Below are 25,684 nucleotides of genomic sequence, written 5' to 3'. Positions count from 1 at the left end.
GCGGTGGGATCGGCAAGGTCCCGCGCCACCGGCCAGAGCGTAAACTCACGCCCGTTCGAGAGACATTTCGCGGGACGTTTCGGGCTGGGGAGGGTTTTGCTCGCGCAGCGGCAAGGCGTCCGGGCCGCAGTCGATCAGGATGCGTTCCGGCTCGCGCAGCAATTCGCGCTTCACGGCGCCGCTCCACCGTTCCCACGTCTGGCCGATCGCCGAGCGCCACAGCATATCGCTTCTCCTGAGCCGAATCGGGTTGCTGTCTATTTTATCGGTAGAGATTTGTCCTGCAAGCTTTGCTGCTCATCCCGCTAGAAAAGCTTGAGCTGTGCCGGAACGGCGCGCCGTTGCGCCATGGCGCGGATTCATTCCATCATGACCAATATTTCATGATCGGCTCACCCGTCCGGCAGGACGCAAGGCGTAGAGGCGGTGGCGACCAACAGGGGCAGCAATGCGACGATCATGAGCAGACCGATTTTCTTCGATCCCACCGGCCGCCGAGGGCTATGGGCCAGGCGTATCCTCGCGGGCGCGCTGATCACGATCCTGCTGGCGGCGATCGCCTTTGCGACCACGCTGGTCGCCGTGCCGTCGGAACGTGACCTCGCCCTGCCGCTGCCCCAGCCGCACGCCGCGCGCGTGTCGGGCATCTCCAACCTGCGCCGCGACATCGCCAAATGGCTGCCGCATTGGGGCAAGTCCCATGCCCAGGCCAAGCCGCTGAACGTCGGCTTCTATGTGCCGGGCGAGGAAAACAGCATCGCATCGCTGCGGCGCCATGTCGGCCAGCTCGACTGGGTGGTGCCCGCGCTGGTCAATGTGGCCGGTCGCGGCGGCCCCATCCACTTCACCACCGACCCGGCGTTCGATCGCATGATCGCTGCCATGCCCCGCCCGCCCAAGGTCCTGCCGATGGTGCAGAATCTGGGGACGGATAGCTGGAACGGCACGGGCGCGGCACGCGTGCTGCGCGATCCCGTCGCATCGCGGGCGCTGGCGGGGCAGCTCGCCGCCTATGTCGCGCGCCGTCATGAGGGGGGACTGGTCATGGACCTCGAATCGCTGCCGGACAGCGCCATGCCCGCCTATCTGCGCTTCCTGCGCACCGTGCGCGCCCAGCTTCCCGCGGGTGCCAAGCTGGCCGTCACCGTGCCGGCGGAAGACGAGGCCTGGCCGCTCGCCCGCTTCGCGGCCGTGACCGACCGCGTGATCCTGATGGCCTATGACCAGCATTGGCAGAGCAGCCAGCCCGGCCCGATCGCCGCGCAGGACTGGTTCGCGCGGCAGGCGAAGACGGCCCTGCGCGAAATCGGCGCCAACCATATCATCGTCGCGCTGGGCAGCTATGCCTATGACTGGCACGATGGCGCGACCGACGCGCTGTCGCTGGACGAGGCCTGGCTGGACGCGCATGACAGCGACGCGCCGCCGCAGTTCGATTCCGCCAGCGGCAACGCGGCCTTCGCCTATGACGAGGCCGGGCAGCGCCATCAGGTCTGGATGCTGGACGCTGCCGCGAGCTGGAACGAACTGCTGGTGCTGAAGCATCTGGGCATCCAGAGCGTCGCGCTGTGGCGGCTCGGCAGCGAGGATCCCGGCTTCTGGACCGACCTGACCGCCTGGCGTTCCGGCGGCCGTCCCAACCTCAGCCACATGGCGAGCACGCTCGACACCGATGTCGAGGGATCGGGCGAAATCCTGCGGATCACCGCCACCCCGACGCAGGGCAACCGCACCATCACGTTCGGCGCGCAGAACAGCATCGAGCATGAGACCTACGGCACGCTGCCCACGCCCTATCAGGTGCAGCGCACCGGCGGGCAGAATCCCAAGATGCTGGCACTGACCTTCGACGACGGCCCCGATCCAAGCTGGACGCCCAAGATCCTCAACATCCTGGAACAGATGCACACGCCCGCCACCTTCTTCGTCATCGGGGAAAATGCGCTGGAACATCCCGGGCTGCTGCAGCGGATCGTCGCGGACGGGGACGAGATCGGCAACCACACCTATGACCATCCCAACCTGGCCACCTGGGGGGATGAGCCCACCCAGTTGCAGCTGAACGCGACGCAGCGGCTGGTGCAGGCCTATACCGGTCGCGGCATGCGGCTGTTCCGCGCACCCTATTTCGGTGACGCCGAACCGACCACGGCGGACGAACTCGGCCCCGCGCTGGCGGCGCAGAAGCTGGGCTACACCGTCGTCGGGCTGCACGTCGATCCCAATGACTGGCAGCGGCCCGGCACCGACGCCATCGTCCATCAGGTGATCGATCAGGTGCATGACGTGGCCGACGACCGGTCGGAAAACATCATCCTGCTGCACGACGGCGGCGGCGACCGGTCGCAGACCGTCCAGGCGCTGCCCCGCATCATCGCGCAGCTTCGCGCCGAGGGCTATCGCTTCGTCCCCGTGTCGCAGCTGGCGGGCCTGCCGATGAAGGCCGCCATGCCGCCGGTCCAGGCCAGCGACCTGCTCGCCGTGCGCGTCGATGTCGGCGTGTTCGTGGTGCTGGCCGCGGTCAGCGCCCTGCTCGGCTGGATCTTCTACCTTGCCATTTCGCTGGGCCTTGCGCGCGCCGTGCTGATGACGCTGCTCGCCTGGTTCCAGGAACGGCGCGAGCGGATCGTGCCGCCGGAGCATCAGCCGACCGTCTCGGTCATCATCCCCGCCTATAATGAAGCGCGGGTGATCGAGGCGTCGGTGCGCCGCGTGCTGGCGAGCGACTATCCCGCGCTGCAACTGATCGTCGCGGACGACGGGTCGAAGGACGAAACCAGCGCCATCGTCGAGCGCGCCTTTTCCGGCGATCCGCGCGTCACGCTGCTGACCCTGGTCAATGGCGGCAAGGCGGCGGCGCTCAACCGGGCGCTCAGGGAAGCCACGGGCGAGATCGTCATCGCGCTGGACGCCGACACCCAGTTCGAACCGCAGACCATCGCCCGCCTCGCCCGCTGGTTCGCGGACCCTGCCCTGGGCGCGGTCGCGGGCGATGCGCGGGTCGGCAACCGGGTCAATCTCGTGACCCGCTGGCAGGCGGTCGAATATATCACGGCGCAGAATCTGGAGCGCCGGGCGCTCGCCGGGTTCGACGCCATCACGGTCGTGCCGGGCGCGGTCGGCGCCTGGCGCCGGGCGGCGCTGGATGCGGTCGGCGGCTATCCCGAAAACACGCTGGCGGAGGATCAGGACCTGACGATCGCGATCCAGCGGGCAGGCTGGCGCGTCACCTACGATCCCGAAGCGGTTGCCTGGACCGAAGCGCCCGAAAGCTTCAAGGCGCTCGCCAAGCAGCGCTATCGCTGGGCATTCGGCACGCTGCAATGCCTGTGGAAGCACCGCCGCATCCTGCGCGAACGGCGCCCCACCGGCCTTGCCCTGGTCGGCATGCCGCAGGCCTGGCTGTTCCAGATATTGTTCGCCGCCATCTCCCCGCTGATCGATCTGGCGCTGGTCAGCTCGATCGTCGGCACCATCGTCCGCGTGCACCAGCATGGCTGGGCGCAGACCAGCCATGACGTGTGGGTGATGGGCCTTTACTGGCTCGCCTTCACCGGCATCGACATCGCCTGCGGCTGGGTCGCCTACGCGCTCGACAACCGGGACGTGCGCTATCCCCCGCATCTGCTGGTGGCGCAGCGCTTCATCTATCGCCAGATCATGTATTGGGTGGTGGTGCGCGCCATCGCTTCGGCCATCGGCGGCTGGGTCGTGGGCTGGGGCAAGCTGGAGCGCAGCGGCCGCGTCGACGTCGCGCAGGACGACGGTTCCATTCCGTCCGGGGCATGAACAAAGCTTAACATGACTTGGCCCGCACCCCGCATCATCCTGTGCCCGACGGCAAAGGACTATCCCCCGTTCCGGATGCCGTCGGCAAGTTGAAGGAGAAGGTCCATGAAAATCCTGTTCATCCCTCTCATCGCGCTCGGCTTCGGCACGGCCGCCATGGCGCAGGCGCCCGACAGCACGCCGAAAAGCTACCCGCCCTGCTCCAAGTCGGTCACCGACGAGTGCATGAGTTCCTCTCATGCCGCGCCGATGGCGCATCACAAGGCAGCGGCCCATCATCATGCGAAGTGGGCGTCGCATCATCACGGAATGGCCCACGCCGCCAAGCCCGCCATGAAAAAGGCGGAAACCAAACCCTCCTGACCCGGAGCCGGGGAGGAAGCCCCCTCCTCCCCGCCCCCAACGCAACGGAACGATAGGCATGGGACAGCGCAATGGCGACAGGACAGCGACCGGACTGGTTCTGGCTGCCCTGGCGCTGTGCGCGCTGCTCATGAGCGGCGCCTTCTTCCTGCATCTGCGCCGCGCCATCGACAATCATATGGAAGTCGCCGCCGCCAAGGCCCGTGCCCTGCCCGGCCTGACCATGACCGATGCCGCACCGGCGGGATCGGGCGTGATCGTCACCAGCATGGAATCGGATGGAGAGGCGGCACGGCTGGGCGTCAGCGTCGGCGACGGCGTGGTCAGCCTGAACGGCACGCCGATAAGCTCGCTGGATCAAGCCAGTAGCTATCTGCTACACCATCCCCGGCAGAAAATTGCGCTGGGGTTGAAACATGCGGATCAGATGCGCGTGGTGATGCTGGACCAGCCGGAAAGGGGACAATGAGCCATAAGATTCTGGTGGTGGAGGATGACGCAGCCACCGCCGGCTATGTCGCCAAGGGCATGGGCGAGGCGGGCTTTACCGTCGACCAGGCGGACAATGGCCGGGACGGCCTGTTTCTGGCGAGCGACGGCAGCTATGGCGCGATCATCCTCGACCGGATGATGCCCGCGATGGACGGCATGGCGATGCTCAAGGCCCTGCGCGCGGCGGGGATCGAGACACCGGTCATCATCCTGTCCGCGCTGGGCACGCCGGAGGACCGGGTGGAGGGCCTGACCAACGGCGCCGACGACTATCTCGTCAAGCCCTTCGCCTTTGCCGAACTGCTGGCGCGGGTCCAACTGCTGCTGCGCCGGAGCGGCAGCGGCAGCGCGGTCGTCACCAGCCTGCGCCACGAGGATCTGGAGATGGACCTGCTTTCCCGCCGGGTGAAGCGGGGATCGCGAACCATCGACCTGCAACCGCGCGAATTCCGCCTGCTCGAATTCTTCCTGCGCCACCCCGACCAGGTGGTGACCCGCACCATGTTGCTGGAAGGCGTGTGGGATTATCATTTCGACCCCGGCACCAATGTCATCGACGTGCATGTCAGCCGCCTGCGCCGCAAGCTGGACGAGGGCGGCGACCGGCCGCTGCTGCATACGGTGCGCGGCATGGGGTATCGGCTTGGCCCGGAAAGCTAGCCGCTGGTTCGGCTTCGCCCGTTCGACCATCGGGCGGTTCGTCGGCCTTGCCTTTCTCTGCCAGTTTCTGGTGACCGGCGGCGTGTTGCTGTTCGTGCAGCAGGCCAGCCAGCGCACCGTCGTCGCGGCCGACCAGCAGGCGGTGGAGGATACGCGCGACGACCTGCTCGCCCTCTATCGCGGCGGCGGCGCCAAGGCATTGCGCGAGGAAATCGCCCGTCGCTTCCGCGGCGTGGAGGGCGAGCGCGCGGTGCTGCTGCTCACCGACCGGGATGGCCGCCCGGTCGCCGGCAATCTGGGCGCCTGGCCCGCCAGCCTGGCCGCCGACGGGCGGTGGCAGATCATGTCGCTCTACCGCGTCGGGCGCGACGAGCCGGAACCGATCGGCGTGGTCGCCAAGAGGATGAAGGGCGGCGAGCTGCTGCTGACCGGCATGGTCGTTTCCAACAGCCTGCAACTCGCCCGCATCTATGAGGAGGCGTTGAGCATCGCCTTCATCATGAGCCTGGTGCTGGCGCTGGGCATATCGATCATGCTGGGGCGCATTCTGGCGCGGCAGGTGTCCGACATCGCCGAAACCGCCAATGAAGTGGCCGTCGGCGCGCTCGACCGGCGGGTGCCGACCGACGGCAGCGGCGACGCCTTCGACCGGCTGGGCCAGTCGATCAACGCCATGCTGGAGCGGATCGACGCGCTGGTGACGCAGTTGCGGATGATGACCGACGGCCTTGCCCATGACCTCAAATCCCCCGTGACGCGCCTGCTGTCGGTGGTGGAGCAGGCGAGCAGCCAGACCCGCGACGACACCGCGCTCGACGCGCTGGAAAAGGTGCATGGGGAGGCGCAGACGCTCCGCTCCATGCTGACCACTGCCCTGCTGATCAGCCGCACCGAAGCGGGCTTCGGCGGCGACCAGCGGCGCGAGACCGACGTCGGCGCGCTGTTGCGCGATGTCGGCGAAGTCTATGGCCCGCTGGTCGAGGACAGCGGCTTCGCCCTCCACATCGCGGCGCCCGACTCCCTGCTCTTTTCCCTGCATCGCGAACTGGTCAGCCAGTCGCTCGCCAACCTCATCGAGAACGCCCTGCACTATGCCGATGGCGGCGACTGCATCGAATTGAGCGCGCGGCTGGAGCCGGACGGCAGCCTGCTGATCAGCGTCGCCGACAATGGACCCGGCATTCCGGCGGAAAATCATGCGGCGGCGCTCAAGCGCTTCGGCCGGCTCGATCCGGCGCGCGGCAAGCCGGGTTCCGGGCTGGGGCTTTCGCTGGTGGAGGCGGTGGCGCGGCTGCACCATGGCACGGTCACGCTGTCCGACAACGAACCGGGCCTGCGGATCATGTTGAGGCTGAAACGGCCGTGAGGGGACAAAGCGCATCCCGGGCGGATGGCGGAAGCGTGCAGTTCTTCCCACCGCCGCCCGGGATGACAGCCGTTGTCTTGCTTGGAGAGTATGACAACGTTGTCCCGCGCCTCTAGCGCGTCATTCCCTCATGATCAAGAGGGAATTATGTCCTCGCCATCGGGATGGGGAAAACGTTGTTTCCAGGAATCTTCCATGGCAAGAGCGCCCTATGCCAAGCATTCACGACGTCGCAGCATTGGCGCGCGTATCGATCAAGACCGTTTCCCGCGTGGTCAACAAGGCACCCAATGTCAGCGACGAACTGCGCGAGCGGGTGATGGCGGCGATCCGCCAGCTCGACTATCGGCCCAACCAGTCGGCGCGGCGGCTGGCGGGCGGACGGTCGTTCATGATCGCCTTTCTCTACAATAATCCGGCCGCCAGCTATACCGGCGGCATCCAGGCGGGCGCGGCGAATCGCTGCCGCGACCTGGGCTATCATCTGGTGGTCGAACCGGTGTCGCTTTCGGGCGAGGAAAGCCCGGAGATACTGGATCGCCTGGTCGCGGCACTGCGCCCCGACGGCGTATTCCTGGTGCCGCCGCTGTCCGACGATCCCCGGCTGCTGCAACGGCTGGCGGAACTCAAGCTGCCCTGCGCCCGGATCGCGGGGTCGGTGGTGGCGGAAAGCTTCAACATCCCCACGCCGGAGCGTGCGGCGGGCCGGATGATGGCCGATCATCTCATCGGCCTTGGCCATCGCCATATCGGCGTGATCACCCCGCCATCGGGCCACAGGGCCGCGGCGCGCCGCGTCGAGGGCTTCCGGGACGGATTGGCGGCGGCAGGCATCGTGGCCAGGGACGCGCTGTTCGTCGAGGGCAGGTTCGATTTCACGTCGGGCATTGCGGCGGGGGAAAGGCTGCTGGCGCAAACGCCGCGCCCCACCGCCATCTTTGCCACCAATGACGACATGGCGCTGGGCGTGCTGACCGTCGCTCACCGGATCGGGCTGCGCGTGCCGGAGGATCTGTCGGTCGCCGGTTTCGACAACACGCCCGCGGGCCTCACCGCCTGGCCGCCGCTGACCACCGTCAGCCAGCCGCTGGAGGCGATGGGCCGCGCCGTGGTCGACGCACTCGCCCATGGACCCGCCGATGCGCCGGAATTCCCGTTCGAACTGGTGCAGCGCGACAGCACCGGACCTGCGCCGGACTAGGGGCAACATTGCTCTCCCCCTCCCGATTGCGGGAGAGTGAGATGCCCCCCTTTTTGGCCGACCACAGCCCCGCGCCTAACCCGCATATCGGTGGGTCGGCAAACCTTTCACGCCGGGGAAGACTTCGAACAGGGCACCGTCATGCTCGCTTTCCGGCAGGCCGATGGCGGCTGAACTGACGAACATCCGGTCCAGATTTGCGCCAGCGAAGCAGATGTTGGTGATCTGCTTCGCTGGCAAGGCAATCGACCGGTCGAGCCTGCCCTCCGGCGTGAAGCGGCTGATCCGCCCGCCGCCCCAATGGGCGACCCACAGATGCCCTTGCGCATCCACGGTCATGCCGTCGGGATAGCCGTCCTCAGCCATGAAGCGGATGAAGGGCTGGCGGTCCGCCACGCCGCCATCGGCCGTCAGGGCGAAACGGTACATCTGTTGCCGCGCGGTATCGCTATGGTAGAGCCACCGGCCGCAGGGAGAAAAGGCCGGGCCGTTGGGCACGCGATAGCCGCTGTCGATCATCGCCCAGCTGCCATCGGGATCGAGCCGGTAAAGCGCACCCACATCCTGTTCCTCGGCCATGTCCATGGTGCCGCACCAGATGGCGCCGCCAGCATCCGCCTTGCCGTCATTCATCCGGCTGCCCGGCAGATGCGGTTCGGGGTCGCCGATGGCGGTCACCACCAGCGGATCGAGCGTGAAAAGCTTGAAACCGCTCTGGAAACCGCCGATGAACCCGCCCCCGGCCCACTCGGCCACCCAGCCAAGCGGTTCGGGCATGGCCCAGCGCTCAAGGCCGCCATCGCCCAGCGACAGCCGGTTGAGCGCGGGCGCGAGAATATCCACCCAATAGACCGCATTGTCCCGCGCCGACCACAAGGTGCCCTCGCCCAGCGTGTCGCGCGTGTCGCGCTCGACCTTGCGCCATTCGGCCATGCTCCGCTCCCCCTCAGCGCTGGACCGACAGGCGGTAGATCATCTGGTGATGATAGGGTTTGCCGGGGTCGACCCGCGCCGACAGGAAGCCTGGCTGGTTGGGCGCGTTGGGGAATTTCTGCGGCTCCAGCGCGATGCCGTCGCCCATGCGATAGAGATGCCCCTGCTTGCCGACCAGCGTTCCGTCGAGGAAATTGCCGGTGTAGAATTGCACGCCCGGCTCGGTGGTCAGCACGTCCAGCACCCGGCCGGAAGCCGGATCCTCCAGCCGTGCGGCCAGTTCCGGCGCCTTGGTCGCGCCCTTGTCCAGCGCGAAATTATGGTCGTAGCCATGACCGGCGACGATCTGCGGATCGCGGCCGTCGCGAATGCCGTCTGCCACCCGGCGCGGCTGACGGAAGTCGAATACCGTGCCTGCCACGGGCTTCAACTCGCCGGTCGGGATCAGATTGGCGTCGACCGGCGTATAGGCCCTGGCCGGAATCGTCAGCCTGTGCCCCTGCGCCCCCTCCGCCGATCCTTCGCCGCCCAGGTCGAAGATCGCATGGTTGGTCATGTTGACGATGGTGGGCTTGCTGGTCCTGGCGTCGAAGGCGATGCCCAGATTGCCCTGCTCGTCCAGCGTATAGGTGACGGTGGCGTCAAGCTGGCCCGGATAGCCGGAATCGCCGTCGGGGCTGGTGAGCGCCAGGACGGCCGTGGCGACCGGACCGCCCTTCAGGGACACCAGCTTCCACGCCTGCTTGTCGAAGCCCTTGTCGCCGCCGTGCAGCGAATTGACCTTGTCGTTGAGCGGCAACTGGTAGCTCTTGCCATCCAGCACGAACTTGCCCCCCGCGATGCGGTTGGCATAGCGGCCCACGGTCACGCCGAAATAATTGGGACGATCGATATAGCCCGCCAGATCGTCATAGCCCAGCAGCACGTCGGCGATCCGGCCGTTGCGGTCCGGCCCGGAGAATTTCTGGAGCGTCGCGCCATAGGTCAGGATGGTCGCCGACACGCCCCCGGCATTTTTGAGCGTGATCGCCTCGATCAGGGTGCCGTCGGCCAGCTTGCCTGCCGGTGCGCGATCGGCCTCCGCCGCCTGCGCGGAGGTGCTTGCAAGCGCCAGGAGCACGCCGTATGACAACGTTGCCAAAACTGTTTTTTTCATAAAGGCCTTTCGCATGCACTTCCTCCCGAGCGCCATTGACGCGCTATGGATGGGGATATACTCGTACATAATAATCAGGCGCAACCCTCTTCCGGCTGCGTCCTGTTTTGACTCTTCCGGAGAAGGATGAATGGCAGGACCCGTTTCCTCGACCGCCGCGCCCGCCGCGGCCTATAATCCCGGCACGCGCTACGGCCCTGCCCTGACGCTGCTTGCCAGCCTCTTCTTCATGTGGGGCTTCATCACGGTCATCAACAACACGCTGCTGCCGCATCTGCGCAGCGTGTTCGAACTCAGCTACACCCAGACGACGCTGATCGAATCGGTGTGGTTCATCGCCTATTTCTTCGCCTCCATCCCTTCGGCCAAGCTGATCGAACGGGTCGGATATCAGAAGTCGATGGTGACGGGCCTGCTGATCATGGCGGCAGGCGCGCTGGGCATGATGCTGGCCGCGTCCATCCCCTCCTATGGCGTGACGCTGGTCATGCTGTTCGTGATCGCCAGCGGCATCACCCTGCTCCAGGTGGCGGCGAACCCCTATGTCGCGGTGGTCGGCAAGCCGGAGACGGCGTCCTCGCGCCTCAATCTGGTGCAGGCGATGAACTCGGCGGGCACCATGCTCGCGCCGATGTTCGGCGCCTATCTGATCCTTGGCCGGTCCAAGGGCGGCACGGCGCAGGGCGATGTGGTACTGACGCAGGCCGAACGTCTGGCGGACGCCCATTCGGTGGTCCTGCCCTATGCGCTGGTCGCCGTGGTGCTGGTGGTGCTGGCGGTCGTCATCGCGCGCTTCCCGCTGCCGGACATGGGCGCCTCCACCTCGCGCGTCGCCAAGGAAGAGCGCAAGCAGCATTCGCTCTGGGCGCACCGCAATCTGGTGTTCGGCATCCCGGCGATCTTCATCTATCTGATCGCGGAAATCGGCGTCGCCAACCTGTTCGTGAACTTCGTCAGCCAGCCGGACATCGCCAACCTGACCCATGAACAGGCAGGCCGTTACCTGACCTTCCTGTGGGGCGGGATGATGGTCGGCCGCTTCGCCGGATCGGCGATCATGCAGCGCTTCGACGCGGGCAAGGTGCTGGCGGCCTTCTCGGTCGGCGCCTTCATCGTGATGATCACCACCGTGTTCGCCCATGGCCCGGTCGCCATGTGGTCGCTGATCCTGGTGGGCCTGTTCCACTCGATCATGTTCCCGACCATCTTCACCCTCGGCATCAAGGGCCTCGGCCCGCTGACCGAGGAAGGATCGGGCCTGCTGATCATGGCGATCGCCGGCGGCGCGCTGGTGGTGGTGCAGGGCTATCTGGCCGATCATTTCGGGTTGCAGACCAGCTTCCTGCTGACGGCGATATGCGAACTCTACATCCTGTTCTACGCGCTGTGGGGATCGAAGCCGACCCATGCGCTGCCCGACAAGCACCTGGATTGAGCATCAGCGGAGAGACGATGAAAAAGGGCCGGAGCGGATAACCCGCTCCGGCCCTTTTTTGATGGCGCAAAATTCTTCTGCCGGGCCCTCCATGGTCCCCCTCCCCATCCGCCCGTAGGGAGGACTCCGGTCCTTCACCGCGTCATCGTGCTTGCCGTATCCTCCAGCGCCAGATCGACGAGAATGCCCATCGCCTCGGCCGCGGCCGCCCCGTCGCCCGCCGCAATGGCGTCGAACACCCGCACATGGTCGGGGATCGGATTGCGCGGCAAAGCCCGCGAGCGCTGCTTGAACTGGGTCGTCCAGTTGACCGCCGCGCCGATGCTGGCCGACAGCGTCTGCAGCGCGTCATTGCCGGTGGCGTTCAAGATCGCATTGTGAAAGTCGCGGTCCGCCGCCCGTCCGATATCGGTCGCCAGCGTATGGCGGCGCATCGCGGCGAGCGCGTCCTTCATCAACCTGAGGTCGTCCCTGGTCCGCCGCTGCGCCGCCAGCCGCGCCGCCGCCGGTTCGACGATGGCGCGCAGTTCGAACAGGTCGCGCACGAACTGAATGTCCGGCTCCCCGGCAAAGGCCCAGGCCAGCACCTCGGGATCGAGCAGGTTCCAGCGCTGTCGCGGCAATACGCGCGTCCCGGCCTTGGGACGGCTTTCCACCAGGCCCTTGGCGGTCAGCACCTGGATCGCCTCGCGATAGGCGCTGCGCGACACCTCCAGTTCCTCGGCAAAGGCGATTTCGCCGGACAGGACATCCCCCGGCGCATATTGGCCGGACAAGATCGCCGTACCCAGCTTGTGCGCAATGGCGCCATGCAACCGCCGTCCGGGGCCGCGTGCGCCCCTGGCCGTCTCCGACTTGCCCTCGGCCGTCCCCTCAAGGGCGTACTTTTCCTCAGCCATTCATGCTCCTCCGACCCCACCCCTTTAGCAGTCGATCCACCGACATAAAACACATCATTGCCATCGCCGCTTGCCTGTAATATGTCGGAGTAATAAGGAGGTTCCCATCGCTGACAAAGCCCTGCCTTTCCAGTCAAGTCCCGGAGACGGCACTACGGCGCGGCTTCACGTCCGCGAAATGACTGACAATTGAACTTTCTGACGGATATTGACCAGCGCCTGCCGGGCGCGCGGGAGGAGATTTTTCATGACTTTGCGCCTGTTGCAGCACCGTGCCGATAGCGGCGCCCGCTCCGTCATCGCCGCGACCAGCGAAGGGGCGCATTTTCTTGTCGGGGTGGACAGCATCCGCACGCTGGCGCTGGACGCCATTGCCAAGGGGATTTCACTGGCGGAGGCTGTCGCCGCTGCCCCGAGGGGTGAAGCCGTCGATATCGCGGCCGAGTTCGAGGTGGGCCGCCTGCTCGCCCCGATCGATCACGAGGACAGCGCCCATATCCTGCTGACCGGCACCGGCCTCACCCATCTCGGTTCCGCTGAGGGCCGCGACAAGATGCACCGCGAAGCTGCCGCCGCCGAAGCCAACACGGACAGCATGCGCATGTTCCTGGAAGGGCTGCAAGGCGGCAAGCCCGCGCCCGGCGCCATCGGCCAGCAGCCCGAATGGTTCTACAAGGGCGACGGTTCGCAGCTTGTCGGCCCGGCCGATCCGCTGACCATGCCCGCCTTCGCGCAGGATGGCGGCGAGGAGCCGGAAATCGCGGGCATCTACCTCATCGGTCCGGATGGCCAGCCCTATCGCCTCGGCCTCGCGCTCGCCAACGAGTTCAGCGACCATGTGACCGAGCGGCACAATTATCTCTGGCTCGCCCATTCCAAGCTGCGCCAGGCGGCGCTCGGCCCGGAACTGCTGGTCGGCCCCGCGCCTGGCCATATCGAGGGCAGCAGCCGCATCCTGCGCAACGGCGAAATCCTTTGGGAAAAGCCGTTCCTGTCGGGCGAGGCCAATATGTCGCACAGTCTGGCCAACCTGGAGCATCATCATTTCAAATATGACCTGTTCCGCCGCCCCGGCGACCTGCACGTCCATTTCTTCGGCACCGCCACCCTGTCCTTCACGGATGGCGTGCAGACGCAGGAGGGCGATGTGTTCGAGATAGTCGCCGCGCCCTTTACCCTGCCCGTGCGCAACCCGTTGAAGCGCGCCGCGCCGGCCGAAGTGACGGTGCGCATCCTTTAGGACGCGGGCAGGCCCGGCGCCTTCACCATCATAGTTCAGGGAGAGAGAAGAATGATCCAGGCCCTGCGCCGCACGACTGCCGCGCTCATGCTCTGCGCCACCGCGCTTTCGGGCGCCAGCGCGCAGACGGACGGCAAGCCCACGAGCGCGACCATCCATGCCGACAGGCCCGGCCCGACCTATGACAAGGCGATCTTCACCCAGTTCGCCGAGCATCTGGGCAACGGCATCTATGGCGGCCTGTGGGTCGGCAACGACAGGTCGATCCCCAACACCAACGGTTTCCGCAACGATGTGGTCGGGGCGCTGCGCAACCTGTCGGTGCCGGTCATCCGCTGGCCCGGCGGCTGCTTCGCGGACGAATATCATTGGCGCGAGGGCATCGGTCCCAGAAAGGATCGCCCGGCCAAGGTCAACACCCATTGGGGCGGCGTGACCGAACCCAATTCGGTCGGCACCCATGAATATTTCGAACTGCTGCGGCAGGTCGGCGCCCAGGCCTATATTTCGGGCAATGTCGGCAATGGCAGTCCGCAGGAAATGGCAGAATGGGTCGAATATATCACCGCCCCGGCCGGGAGCCTCGCCGAACAGCGCGCCAGAAACGGGCATAAGGAACCCTGGGCCCTGTCCTATTTCGGCATCGGCAACGAGCTGTGGGGTTGCGGCGGCAATATGCGGGCGGAATTCGCGGCGGACGAGACCCGCCGCTACGCGACCTTCGTAAAGGCGCCGCGCGGCACCAGAATCCTGAAGATCGCCTCGGGCGCCAATGTCGACGATTATGACTGGACCGAAACGCTGATGCGGCTGGCGGCCGACAAGCTGGATGGCCTGTCGCTGCATTATTACACCGTGCCGCAGGGCGGCTGGCCGCCCAAGGCCGATCCGGTCAATTTCGACGAAAGCGGCTGGGCGGACGCGCTGGCGGGCGCCGTCCATATGGACGAGCTGATCACCAGGCACAGCGCGATCATGGACAAATATGATCCACAAAAGCGCGTCTTCCTGGCGGTCGACGAATGGGGCGCCTGGTATGCGCAGGACCCGGGCACGCATCCGGGCTTCCTGAGGCAGCAGAATACGCTGCGCGACGCGCTGATCGCTTCGATCCACCTCGACATCTTCGCCAGACATGCCGACCGCGTCCGCATGAGCGCGATCGCGCAGATGGTGAATGTGCTGCAGGCGATGATCCTGACCGACGGCAGGAAGATGGTGCTGACCCCCACCTACCATGTGTTCGAAATGTACAAGCCTTGGCAGGACGCCACCGTGCTGCCGATCGACATCGACACGCCCTGGTATCACAAGGACCGGTTCGTGATGCCCGCCGTCAGCGGTTCGGCGGTCAGGGGGAAGGACGGCAGGGTCCATGTCGGCCTCTCCAACCTCGACCCCAACCAGCCCAACACGGTCGCGGTGAAGCTGGATGGCCTCAACGCCGCCAGCGTTTCCGGCCGCGTGCTGACCGCGGCGGCGATCAATGCGCACAACACATTCGACGATCCGCAGGCGGTGAAGCCGGCCCCCTTCACCGGCGCCCAGATCGCAAATGGCATGCTGACCGTTGCGCTTCCACCCAAGTCGGTGGTGGTGCTGGAGGTTCAGTAAGCTCTTTGGAGCGGGCGGAGGGTGGAATCGCCGTCCGCTCCAATCCCCCGGGCCGGGGCGGCCGCCATCCATGTTCGTACGAAGGACTGAACCATGCATGGCCTGTTGAAGATTATGCTGACGGGTGCGGCATTCGCGGGCACCGCCGCCGCTCCGCCTCCGTCCCTTCCGGCAATGGATGTGCACCGCATCGCCGTCCAACGCTTCGGCAATGACGCGCCCTGGTATGAGGAACGCATCCCCTTCTTCGAATCCGCCGATCCCAAAATCGATGCGGTCTATTATTATCGCTGGTCCCTGTTTCGCGCGCACCAGCGGGATCTGGGCGAAGCGGGCTTCATCTCCACCGAGTTCCTCGACGATGTCGACTGGCAGCGGCATCCCTATGCCAGCCTGAACGATGCCACGGGCTTCCATCTGGCGGAGGGGCGCTGGCTCAACGACAGGCGCCTGGCCGACGATTATATCGACTTCATGTACCGGGACGGCGGCAATGACCGCCATTTCACCGATCATATGGCCGACAGCGTCTGGGGCCGCTATCTGGTCGACGGCGACCGGGAGGGCCTGCTCAGGCATCTGCCCGTCATGCGCCACATCTATCGCCTGTGGGACGACAAGTTCGATTTCGACAAGGGCCTCTATTTCATCGAGCCGTTGCTCGACGCCACCGAATATACCGTCTCCTCCATCGATGCCTCGGGCGGCAAGGACGGTTTTCGCGGCGGCGACGCATTCCGCCCTTCGATCAACAGCTACATGTTCGCCAACGCCCGCGCCCTTTCGAAAATGGCGGAAATGGCGGGCGACAGGGCCATGGCGCAGGATTATGCCGCCCGCGCCGAAGCGATCCGCCGCCATGTGCTGGACGACCTGTGGAGCGAACCGCTCACCCATTTCATCGATCGCCACCAAAGCCGCAAGAATCCGCATGTCCGTTACTGGGACCCGATCCGCAACCGGGAACTGGTCGGCTATCTGCCCTGGATGTTCGACCTGGTTCCCGACGATGCCCGCTACGCGCGGGCGTGGAGCCATCTGCTCGACCCCGCCTCGCTTGCCGGAAAGGCGGGGATGCGCACCGTCGAGGCGAACTACGAATATTATATGCGGCAGTACCGCTATCTCGGCACCGCGCCCGAATGTCAGTGGAACGGCCCTGCCTGGCCCTATCAGACGACTCAGGTACTGCTTGGCATGGCGAACCTGCTCGACCATCATGCCCAGCGCGGGCCCGTCAGCCGCAGCGACTATATGCGGCTGCTGCGCCAATATACCGCGCTTCACTACCAGGATGGCCGGCTGGATCTGGAGGAGGATTATCATCCCGAAACCGGCCGGCCGATCGTCGGCCTCGACCGCAGCCATCATTATTTCCACTCGGGCTATAATGACCTGATCCTGACCGGGCTGGTGGGCATCCGTCCGCGCGCCGACACTCTGCTGGAGGTAAACCCGCTGCTCCCCGAAGCGGGCGATCCGCAGGCTCTGGACTGGTTCCGGGTGCAGGACGTGCCCTATCATGGCCATCGCATCGCCGTGACATGGGACGCGGATGGCAGCCATTATGGGCGGGGGAAGGGCCTTTCCATCGAAGTCGACGGCAGGGAGGTCGCGCGCCGGGATAGGCTGGGCCGCCTCACCGCAACGGTCCAGCCCGTCGCCAGCCCGGCCATCGCCCGCCCGGTCGACCGTGCCGTGCAACTTGTCCGCAGCCAGTTTCCCAAGGGGTCGGCCTCCAGCAACGACGATCCTGAAAATGTCCATGACGCGATAGACGGCCGCCTCTGGTTCTTTCCCGAACTGCCCAATGGCTGGTCCTCCGCGCCCTCGCCCGCCGACCAATGGTATGCGGTCGATTTCGGGCGGCCCATTGACCTTGCCCGCGCCGAACTCGCCTTCTTCGCGGACGGCAAGGCCTTTGCCGTTCCGCGCCGCTATCGCCTGCAGGCCATGATGGGCGGCATGTGGAAGGATATCGCCACGCCTGCGGATGCGCCGGTCGCCAACGGCATCACCCGCCTTCGCTGGCCCGCCGTCCGCACCGGCAAGGTCCGCATCCTGCTGCGCCAGCCGGACGGCAAGGCCACCCGCCTCGTCGAGTTCAAGCTGTTCTCCGAATAAGTCTCATCCGCAAAGACATTGGTGCCGGCGCGGTTTTGCCTGCCAAGCTGACACTGGGCCGATATGTACGAAAGCGCCATATTGGGTATAAGCGGGTCACGCCCGCCATGGGATATTCAGGAGAGAATCGGAATGAACGCAATTTCGAAGATACGCGCCAATTACGACCAGCTGTTCATCGACGGCCGGTTCGTCGCGTCGTCGCTGGGCACCGAGCCGGTGCTCAACCCCGCGACCGGCGAGAATTTCGGCGTGGCGCCCCTGGGCGGCAAGGAAGAGGCGCTGGCGGCGCTGGCCGCCGCCCGCCGTGCGTTCGACGAGGGACCATGGCCCCAGACCGACCGCAATGACCGCGCCGACGCGATGCAGCGCCTGCTCGACAAGGTGCGCGAGCGCAAGGAAGAGGCGCTGACGCTGATGATGCTCGAAATGGGCTATACCGCGCTGCAGGCGGGCTTCCTGTTCGGCCTGGGCGAAACCCAGTGCGTCAAGGCGATCGAGATTGCGCGCAAGGATCCGACCAAGACCCTGCCCTTCCTGGTGACGCCGCGCCCCGACGGCACGAATGCGCTGGGTGGCGCGCTGGTGACGCGCGATCCCATCGGCGTCGTACTGGCGATCACGCCCTATAATGCGGGCTTCCTGCTGACGCTGCTCAAGGCGCTTCCGGCCATGGCCGCAGGCAACAGCGTGATCGTGAAGCCATCGCCCTTCACGCCGTTGCAGACCATGCTGGTCGCCGACATGGTCGCCGAGCTGGACCTTCCGCCCGGCGTCTTCAACGTCGTCACCGGCGGCGCGGATGTCGGGGCGATCCTGGGGTCCGATCCGCGCGTCGACATGGTCAGCTTTACCGGGTCGGACAAGATCGGATCGCAGATCATGATCCAGGCCGCGCCGACGCTCAAGAAATGCCATCTGGAACTGGGCGGCAAGTCGCCGCTCATCATCCGGCACGACGCCGACATGGAACGGGCGGTGATGTCCGGCATCTTCGGCTTCGTCCATCAGGCGGGCCAGGGCTGTTCCCTGACCACGCGCATGCTGGTCGACAACCGCATCCGTGGCGATTTCGTCGCCGCCCTGTCCGACGCGGTGAGCAAGCTCAAGATCGGCGATCCCTTCGCGCAGGATACGTTCATGGGGCCGTTGATCCGCGAGACGGCGCGTGAACGCACCGCCGGTTTCTGCGCCCGCGCGCTGGAGGAAGGCGCGACGCTGGTGCTCGGCGGCAAGCGGCCGGAGGGGCTGGACAAGGGCTTCTTCTTCGAACCCACCATCTTCGACAATGTGACCAATGAAAGCTATCTCGGCCAGAATGAGGTGTTCGGCCCGATCGCAGCGGTCGTGGGCTTCGACACCGATGAGGAGGCCGTGCGCCTCGCCAACCAGTCCGACTATGGGCTGGGCGGCGCGATCATCTCGCGCGATGCTGGAACGGCGCTCAAGATGGCGATGAAGGTCCGCACCGGCCAGATCAGCATCAATGGCGGTCCCGGCGGCTTCCACCCCGACACGCCCTTCGGCGGCTACAAGAAGTCGGGCCTGGGCCGCGAATGGGGCGAGGAAGGCTTCAACGAATATACCGAGATCAAGGCGATCAGCTTCCCCGCCGGCAATTGAGGGCGGGGCCTGCAAGGATCAAGACGAGGAAAGGGCGATGGTGCGCGATCGGATCGCGCACCCACTTCTCCATGGATTTCAGCGCATGATCGCGCGCTCATCCATATGATTTTCGAATGATGATGATCTTCATATCGGATTTGACCCCCTTGGCGCGCCTTCCCTAAGCTCCGACCAAGGCCGTCCCCCGCTGCCAAGGAGGGATTGCCAATCAGGAGAGGGAGGACAGCCATGGAAACAGCTGCTCGGATTCGCTTGTCCATTGGAACGGCGATGGTCCTGTTGATGCCGGTGGCGGCCTTTGCGCAGGCGGATATGCCCAGGGCCGGACAGGGCAATGGCGCGGGGGGCAATCAGGATATCATCGTCACCGCCCAGCGCCGGGAACAGCGGCTTCAGGACATACCCATCTCCATCTCGGCCTTCCGGGGCGATGCGCTGCAAAGCATGGGCATCAATTCCACGCGGGACCTGACGCTGGTGACGCCGGGCCTCAACTTCACCCAGTCCAGCTTCTCGCCCCAGCCCACGATCCGCGGCATCGGCACGCGCGGCGTCACCGCCAGCGAGGAATCGGTGGTGCCGGTCTATATCGACGGGGTATATCAGCCCTTTCTGGCATCGACGGTGTTCGACCTTTACGACATCGAGCGGATCGAGGTGCTGCGCGGCCCGCAGACGGCTCTGTACGGGCGCAATTCGACCGGTGGCGCGATCAATATCATCACCCTGTCGCCTTCCGAAACGCCGCGATTCAAGGCTTCGATCAGCTATGGCCGGTTCAACGAGGTGAATGCCAAGGCCTATGTCACCGCAGGCACCGAGACGGTGCAGGCGAGCCTGGCGCTGCTGCGTTCCTACGACGACGGCTATATCACCAATCTCAACCCGATCGGCGAAGCGAAGCTGGGCTGGTCGCGAAGCTGGTCGGTCCATGGAAAGCTGCGCTTCGTGCCGGCGGACAATCTGGAACTGATCCTGTCCGGCCTGACGATGCGGCACGAAGACACGCTGTCGACCTCTTCGCAGCCCTATAGGGGCAATACGGCGGCACGCCGCCTGTCGCCCGGGACCTATGTGCAGCCTGGCCCCTACGAGCAGACCGGGACGGGCGGCGGCCTGTTCCAGACGGACCAGAACCTGTCCCTCACCGCCAAGCTCTCGCTCGACTGGGCGGACATCACCTCGATCAGCGCCTATGACGACAGCTGGCTCTATACGCGGTCCGATGTCGATGCGAGCGCCCTCAACGTATCGTCCCTGCCGAACGACTATTTCTCCCGCTCCTTCATCCAGGAGCTGTACGCGACCTCCTCCCATTCGGGGCCGTTCAGCTGGATCGCGGGCGGAACCTATTTCTGGCGCGACAGCGGCAGCTACAGGGTGCAGGTGATAAACGGTTCCACCGTGGCCACCGACTATACCGCCAGCCAGGTGACCCGATCGCTCGCCGCCTATGCGCAGGGCAGCTATGATTTCGGCGGCGGCCTGTCGCTTATCCTCGCGGGACGCTACACCTGGGAGAAGAAGGAGCATCATTATCGCGACAATCTGTCGGGCCTGACGACGACGGGCGAGCGGACCTTTACGGATTTCAGTCCGTCGGGCACGCTGAAATATGATGTCTCGCCGACGGCGAACGTCTATGCCCGGGTGGGGAAGGGTTTCAAGAGCGGGTTGTTCGCCACGAGCACACCATCCTACAATCCGGCTACGGGCGTCAGCAACGCCGTCAATCCGGAGAAGGTGTGGCAATATGAACTGGGCACCAAATTCTCCATCGCGCGACGGATCCGCGCCAATCTTTCCGGCTTCTACACCGACTATAGCGACATTCAGGTCAGCGTGAGGCCGAACAATGTCTCCATCCTCCAGAATGCGAGCGGAGCGGAAATCTACGGCTTCGAAGGGGAGATGAATTTCGAGCCTGTCGATGGGCTGAACCTGCATCTGGGGGCGATGAAACTCTGGGGCCATTTCAAGGATTACCAGAATGCGGTCGGCCAGACGGCGCGCACCAACCTCTTCCCGTCACCCACCAACGCGCAGGTGGCCGGGTGCCCGACGCTGCCGGGCACGCCGGTCGGCGGGAACGTCACCTGCACCTTCGATGCGTCGGGGCAGACCATCACCCGCACGCCGCTGTTCACGATCAACGGCAGCATCGCCTACACCGCCCAACTCGCCAATGGCGGAGCGCTGACCTTCAACGCCAACGCCTATCATGCGGGGAAGGAATATCGCGACGCGGACAATCGCGTCACGCTGCCGGGCTATACGCTGGTGAACGGAGAGATCGGCTATCGGCTGCCCAATTCCAGGATGACGGTCAGCGCCTGGGCGCGCAACCTCTTCAACGAAGCCTATAATCTCTACATCCTCACCGGTCCCACCGCCGACACCACCCTTTATGGCCGCCCCCGGACGTTCGGCGTAAGGCTCGACATGGATTTCGGCGGATGAGCGCGGATATGAGGCCGGTTGTCCTGCCCGGCCGTCCATCCAGGTTTCACCCCGTCAGCGGCGAGTAGATCATGCAGCCAGCCCATGTCCCGCCCGTTGCGGCAATGTCCGGTCCCACGCGCGGCTTCGTGCGCGGATGGGCCATGACCATCCTGTTCCTGATCTTCTACACCGTCGCCTTCATCGACCGGCAGGTCATCACGATGATGGTGGGGCCGCTGCAAAGCCAGCTCGGGCTGACCGAATTCCAGATCAGCCTGTTGATGGGCCCCAGCTTCGGCGTCTTCTTCGCCCTGTGCGGATTGATGGTGGGCGGCATCGTCGACCGCCATTCGCGCCGCTGGATCGTGACGCTCGCGACCATCCTGTGGGGCGCGGCGACATGCATGTGCGGGCTTGCGGGCAGCTATCCCGTGATGCTGGTGGGGCGGATGGGCGTGGGCGTAGGGGAAAGCGCGCTGACGCCCTCGGCCCATTCACTCATCATCGAGCAGTTTCCCCGCGCCCGGCTGTCGACGGCACTGGCGGTCTTCTCGCTCGGCGCCGTCGTCGGCGGCGGGCTGGCGGCTGCGCTGGGCGGGACCATCGTGCATCTGGTGGCCGAAAGCGCGCCGGTGCGGCTGCCCCTGCTGGGAACGATGCAGCCCTGGCAGATGGTCTTCCTCATCATCGGCATCCCGACGATGCTGATGGCGCCGCTGGCGCTTCTGGTCCGCGAGAATGTGACCCGTCCTGCCAGCTCGGCGCAGGGCCGCGAAGCCGTGTCGGCGCGCACCTTCCTGCGTTTCTGCCGCACCAATCCGCTCCTCTTCTTCGGGTTGCCGGTCGGCTTCGGCCTGCTCAACATCATCACGTCGGCCTATCTGGGCTGGATGCCGACCTTCATGGTGCGCAGCTATGGCTGGAACATCGCGGAGGTGGGCCTCGCCTGGGGCGTGCAGCATATCGCGGCCGCCGCGCTGGGCCAGGTCGGCGGCGCGATGCTGGTCGACCGGCTCTACGCCCGCGGCATGAAGGACGCCCATGTGCGCTACCAGTGGATCGGGGTGCTGATCGGGGTGCCGCTGACCATATTGGGGCTGCTGTCGGGCAATATCTGGCTCTTCCTGGCGCTGAGTTCGGTCTATCACATACTCTGCTATCCTTTCCTGGGCTATGCGGTCGCGGCGCTGCAACTGCATACGCCGCCGGAATTGCGGGGGCGTATGTCGGCCTGGTTCATTGCCGTCATTACCATGATGGGGACGTTCATCGGCGCGCCCTTCACCGCCTGGCTCACCGAAAGCGTGTTCGTCGACAAGGCGAAGCTCGGCGCGTCGCTCATCACCGTGTCGGCCGTGGTGGCGCCGCTGGTGGTGATCGTGCTGATGGTGGTGGGACGTCATCTGCGCCGCATGGATCACCGGCAGCATGGCGCTGCCTGACCCTGCGGCGCCTGTGAGGCCCCTCCTCCCTCAGGCCGGTGCAGCCTCGAACAGCGCGCGCAACCCGTCGGTCGCCGGTTTCATCGAGGATGTGCGCGGCAGGTCCGGGACGAAGAGGAGGCGCGTCGGCACCTGATAGGCCGACAGCCGCTCGCGCGCGAAGGCGATCAGGCCCTCCTCCGTCACGGGTGCGGCATCGGCCCGCAGGATGACGGCGGCGGCGGGCACCTGGCCCAGACGCGGATCGGCAATGCCCACCACGGCCGCCTCGCGCACCGAAGGATGCTGTTCGAGCATCTTCACCACATCGTCGGGATGCACCTTGAACCCGCCCCTGATGATCGCATTGTCGGCGCGGCCGACGATGGTCATGAAGTGATCCTCGTCGATCAGGGCGCGATCCGTGGTCCGGAACCAGCGGTCGGCATCCCCCAGTTGCGCGGCCTTGAGTTCCAATATGCCGACTTCGCCCGGCGGCAGGATGGCGCCGGTTTCGGGATCGACGATGCGCGCCTCCACATCGGCATGGATGCGGCCGCAACTGTCGGGCTTCTCATGGAAATAGCGGCGGAAGTCCTTGAGCGTCCATCCCGCGACGCCTCCGATATATTCGGTCGCGCCGTAGATCTGGAGGACGGGCAGGTCATAGCGGTCGAGGAACGCCCGCACTGTCGCCGCGTCGAGCGGGGCGGTGCCCGACCGCAGCGCGACGAGGCTGGAGAGATCCTCCTTGGGCAGGTTTGCCTCCAGCACCATGCGCAGGGCGGCGGGAACGAGCGACGTCACCCTCGGCCGATGCTTGACCACGGCGTCCCGCCATTGCTGGACCGAGAATTTCTCGAACAGGACGATCCGCCGTCCGCTCAACAGCGCGGTCAGGATGGAGAAGATGCCGCCGATATGGCTGATCGGCGCGACCTGCAGGACGGTGCCCTCGCGCAGGCGCGGCGGCTCTCCGACCGTCCGGTCCTTCTCATAGACCATTGCGCCTTCGAGCGCCTTGTCGAAGGCGCGGCGGCCCAGCGGAATGCGCTTGGGCGTGCCGGTCGTGCCGCTCGTCAGCATCTCGAGCGTGACCTCGCCCGTCGAACGGGCTTCCGCATCCGTGCGTGCCTTCTCCAGCCCCTCGACCGGCAGCACCATGTTCGCGGCGGGATCGAGCCGAATGGCGGCGGCGCCCCCCTGCCGCACCGCGTCGACAATGTCCTCGGCGGCAAAGTCGTCCGCTTCGGCAACGACCGCCGACATGCGGGCGCTCGCCAGATCCGACAGCAGCTTGGCGCGCGGCAACATCGGATTGAGCACCATCAGGCAGCGGCGGGAGGAAAACAGCGCCAGCATCGCGGCGAGTTGCCAGGGCCGGTTGCGGATCAGCACGCCGACGCGCGCATCCGGCGGCACGCCCGCCTCGTCCAGCACCCGATCGACCGCCTCGACCATGGCGGCGAGTTGCCCCCAGTTGAGCCATTTCCGGTCATGTTCGATCACCGGCGCGGCCGGATCGACCTTCAGCATCTCCTTCAAATCCGTTCCGAACGGCATGTGCACATCTCCTATTCTTTTCGTCGAGGCAATGGCGCCCATGCCGGTTGCCGTGCCGAAACCATCGGCGGAAGGGGCTGGTCCGCCGCGCCTGTCTCCCGCGATCAGATCACGCCGCTCCGCCGCAATCGCGCGATCCGGTCGGCATCATAGCCGAGCAGGCGCTCCAGCACCGCATCGGTGTGCTCCCCGATGTCGGGCGGCGCTTCGTAGCGATCGACCGGCGTTTCGGACAGGCGGATCGGATTGGCGAGCATCGGCATCCGGCCATGGCGGGTGTCGACCTCGCGCCGCACGCCGCGATGGATGACCTGCGGGTCCTCGAACGTCTGGTCCAGCGTGTAGACCGGCGAACAGATGATGCCGACGGCGACCAGCGCCTCATAGATGTCGGCGAGCCGCCAGGACGCCAGGGTCTTCTCCAGCTCCGCGGTCAGGACGTCGTTGTAGACGAAACGGCTCGCGCGCGTTTCGAAGCGCGGATCGGCCAGCAGGTCCTCGCGGCCGATCACGCCGCACAGGTCGACGAACTTGTTGTTCTGGCCGGCCTGCAGATTCAGATCGCCATCCCTGCACCGGTAGACCTGCGCCGGTGCCGATCCGGCGCTGCCCGATCCCAGCCGCGCGGGCACGCGTCCGCTCATGAGATAATCGATCGCGCGGTGCGAGAGCGCCGCGATGCCCGTATCCAGCAGCGACATGTCGATATGCTGGCCGCCGCCGCCATTGACCTCCCGGTGGCGTAGCGCGACCAATATGCCGATCGTGGCGTGAAGGCCGGTGAGGATGTCGCAGATCACGACGCCGACCTTTTGCGGCGGACCGTCCGGTTCCCCCGTCATGCTCATGAGGCCGCTCATCGACTGCGAAACGCTGTCGACGGCGGGGCGGTCGGCATAGGGGCCGGTCTGTCCGAAGCCGGTGATCGAGCAATAGATGAGGTCCGGATTGATCGCCTTCAGGCTCGCATAGTCAAGGCCGTGGCGCGCCATGTCGCCGACCTTGTAATTTTCGACGCAGACATGGCTGATCCGGGCGAGGCCGCGGATGATCTCCTGCCCTTCGGGCGACTTGAAATCGACGGTGATCGATTCCTTGTTGCGATTGACGCTGATGAAATAGCCGCCGATCGGCAGTTCGCGTCCGTCCTTGCCGACGATGAAGGGCGGCCCGTAGGTGCGCATCTCGTCCCCGGCGCCGACCCGTTCCACCTTGATGACCTCGGCGCCGAAATCCGCCAGCATCTGCGTGCAGAAGGGCGCGGCGATCGTCCTGCCCAGATCGAGTATGCGGATGCCTTCCAGAACACGCGGCATCAGCAATCCGCTTCCCTGCTTGCCATAGGATTATTTTTCCTCTC

The 25,684-nt window shown here is 65.7% G+C and carries 19 protein-coding genes; 13 read left to right on the top strand and 6 right to left on the bottom strand.

Annotated elements, in window-relative coordinates:
• Window positions 1-45: 45 nt before the first annotated feature.
• Complete coding sequence (locus MJ601_RS13045; protein ID WP_242127079.1) at window positions 46-225, bottom strand: hypothetical protein; 180 nt, start codon at window positions 223-225, stop codon at window positions 46-48.
• Between the two features lie 234 nt (window positions 226-459).
• Here MJ601_RS13045 and MJ601_RS13040 point away from each other — a divergent pair, with 234 nt between their 5' ends.
• From MJ601_RS13040 to MJ601_RS13015, 6 genes are all read left to right on the top strand, one after another.
• Window positions 460-3,789, top strand: coding sequence for a trifunctional glycoside hydrolase family 18/polysaccharide deacetylase/glycosyltransferase family 2 protein (locus tag MJ601_RS13040; RefSeq protein WP_242127077.1), 3,330 nt, complete (start codon window positions 460-462; stop codon window positions 3,787-3,789).
• A gap of 105 nt (window positions 3,790-3,894) precedes the next feature.
• Window positions 3,895-4,152, top strand: a complete 258-nt coding sequence (locus tag MJ601_RS13035) for a hypothetical protein (protein WP_242127075.1) — start codon at window positions 3,895-3,897, stop codon at window positions 4,150-4,152.
• A gap of 58 nt (window positions 4,153-4,210) precedes the next feature.
• On the top strand, window positions 4,211-4,621 hold the full coding sequence (locus MJ601_RS13030) for a PDZ domain-containing protein (protein WP_242127073.1): 411 nt from the start codon (window positions 4,211-4,213) through the stop codon (window positions 4,619-4,621).
• Window positions 4,618-5,304, top strand: a complete 687-nt coding sequence (locus tag MJ601_RS13025; RefSeq protein WP_242127070.1) for a winged helix-turn-helix domain-containing protein — start codon at window positions 4,618-4,620, stop codon at window positions 5,302-5,304. Before MJ601_RS13030 ends, MJ601_RS13025 begins: the two co-directional genes overlap by 4 nt.
• Window positions 5,305-5,374: 70 nt before the next feature.
• The gene (locus MJ601_RS13020) at window positions 5,375-6,670 is read left to right on the top strand and encodes a sensor histidine kinase (RefSeq protein WP_348635580.1); all 1,296 of its coding nucleotides are present in this window, start codon (window positions 5,375-5,377) and stop codon (window positions 6,668-6,670) included.
• 211 nt (window positions 6,671-6,881) lie between these two features.
• Entirely contained in the window at window positions 6,882-7,871 is a 990-nt protein-coding gene (locus MJ601_RS13015; protein WP_242127066.1) for a LacI family DNA-binding transcriptional regulator, read from the top strand.
• A 75-nt stretch (window positions 7,872-7,946) separates the two neighbouring features.
• Here the strand turns inward: MJ601_RS13015 and MJ601_RS13010 are convergent, their stop codons facing one another.
• Both MJ601_RS13010 and MJ601_RS13005 read right to left on the bottom strand, forming a co-directional pair.
• Window positions 7,947-8,804, bottom strand: a complete 858-nt coding sequence (locus tag MJ601_RS13010) for an SMP-30/gluconolactonase/LRE family protein (RefSeq protein ID WP_242127064.1) — start codon at window positions 8,802-8,804, stop codon at window positions 7,947-7,949.
• A gap of 13 nt (window positions 8,805-8,817) precedes the next feature.
• Complete coding sequence (locus MJ601_RS13005) at window positions 8,818-9,960, bottom strand: aldose epimerase family protein (RefSeq protein ID WP_242127062.1); 1,143 nt, start codon at window positions 9,958-9,960, stop codon at window positions 8,818-8,820.
• Between the two features lie 130 nt (window positions 9,961-10,090).
• Between MJ601_RS13005 and MJ601_RS13000 the strand changes: the two genes are divergently transcribed.
• Entirely contained in the window at window positions 10,091-11,395 is a 1,305-nt protein-coding gene (locus MJ601_RS13000; RefSeq protein ID WP_242127060.1) for a sugar MFS transporter, read from the top strand.
• 134 nt (window positions 11,396-11,529) lie between these two features.
• Here MJ601_RS13000 and MJ601_RS12995 read toward each other — a convergent pair whose 3' ends face one another.
• Window positions 11,530-12,294: a FadR/GntR family transcriptional regulator gene (locus tag MJ601_RS12995; protein WP_242127058.1), complete on the bottom strand. Its 765-nt coding sequence runs from the start codon at window positions 12,292-12,294 to the stop codon at window positions 11,530-11,532.
• A 247-nt stretch (window positions 12,295-12,541) separates the two neighbouring features.
• Here MJ601_RS12995 and araD1 point away from each other — a divergent pair, with 247 nt between their 5' ends.
• The 6 genes from araD1 to MJ601_RS12965 all read left to right on the top strand — a co-directional run bounded on the left by araD1 (window position 12,542) and on the right by MJ601_RS12965 (window position 22,782).
• Window positions 12,542-13,534 (top strand): AraD1 family protein, encoded by a 993-nt coding sequence (gene araD1 / locus MJ601_RS12990; RefSeq protein ID WP_242127056.1) that lies wholly within the window; start codon window positions 12,542-12,544, stop codon window positions 13,532-13,534.
• 51 nt (window positions 13,535-13,585) lie between these two features.
• Window positions 13,586-15,148, top strand: coding sequence for an alpha-N-arabinofuranosidase (locus tag MJ601_RS12985; RefSeq protein ID WP_242127054.1), 1,563 nt, complete (start codon window positions 13,586-13,588; stop codon window positions 15,146-15,148).
• Between the two features lie 93 nt (window positions 15,149-15,241).
• The gene (locus tag MJ601_RS12980; protein WP_242127052.1) at window positions 15,242-17,272 is read left to right on the top strand and encodes an MGH1-like glycoside hydrolase domain-containing protein; all 2,031 of its coding nucleotides are present in this window, start codon (window positions 15,242-15,244) and stop codon (window positions 17,270-17,272) included.
• Between the two features lie 132 nt (window positions 17,273-17,404).
• Window positions 17,405-18,895, top strand: a complete 1,491-nt coding sequence (locus MJ601_RS12975; RefSeq protein WP_242127050.1) for an aldehyde dehydrogenase family protein — start codon at window positions 17,405-17,407, stop codon at window positions 18,893-18,895.
• Window positions 18,896-19,126: 231 nt separating this feature from the next.
• On the top strand, window positions 19,127-21,358 hold the full coding sequence (locus MJ601_RS12970; protein WP_242127048.1) for a TonB-dependent receptor: 2,232 nt from the start codon (window positions 19,127-19,129) through the stop codon (window positions 21,356-21,358).
• Between the two features lie 71 nt (window positions 21,359-21,429).
• Window positions 21,430-22,782: an MFS transporter gene (locus MJ601_RS12965; protein ID WP_242127047.1), complete on the top strand. Its 1,353-nt coding sequence runs from the start codon at window positions 21,430-21,432 to the stop codon at window positions 22,780-22,782.
• A gap of 30 nt (window positions 22,783-22,812) precedes the next feature.
• On the opposite strand, the gene MJ601_RS12960 is transcribed toward MJ601_RS12965, so the two are convergent.
• Together MJ601_RS12960 and MJ601_RS12955 are read right to left on the bottom strand one after the other, a co-directional pair.
• A complete protein-coding gene (locus MJ601_RS12960; protein WP_242127045.1) occupies window positions 22,813-24,324 on the bottom strand; it encodes a class I adenylate-forming enzyme family protein in 1,512 nt (503 codons plus the stop codon).
• 104 nt (window positions 24,325-24,428) lie between these two features.
• The gene (locus MJ601_RS12955; protein WP_242127043.1) at window positions 24,429-25,640 is read right to left on the bottom strand and encodes a CaiB/BaiF CoA transferase family protein; all 1,212 of its coding nucleotides are present in this window, start codon (window positions 25,638-25,640) and stop codon (window positions 24,429-24,431) included.
• Window positions 25,641-25,684 lie beyond the last annotated feature (44 nt).

The organism is Sphingobium trunci (assembly GCF_022664535.1).
Lineage (GTDB): Bacteria > Pseudomonadota > Alphaproteobacteria > Sphingomonadales > Sphingomonadaceae > Sphingobium.
This window is presented reverse-complemented; position numbering and strand designations above follow the sequence as displayed.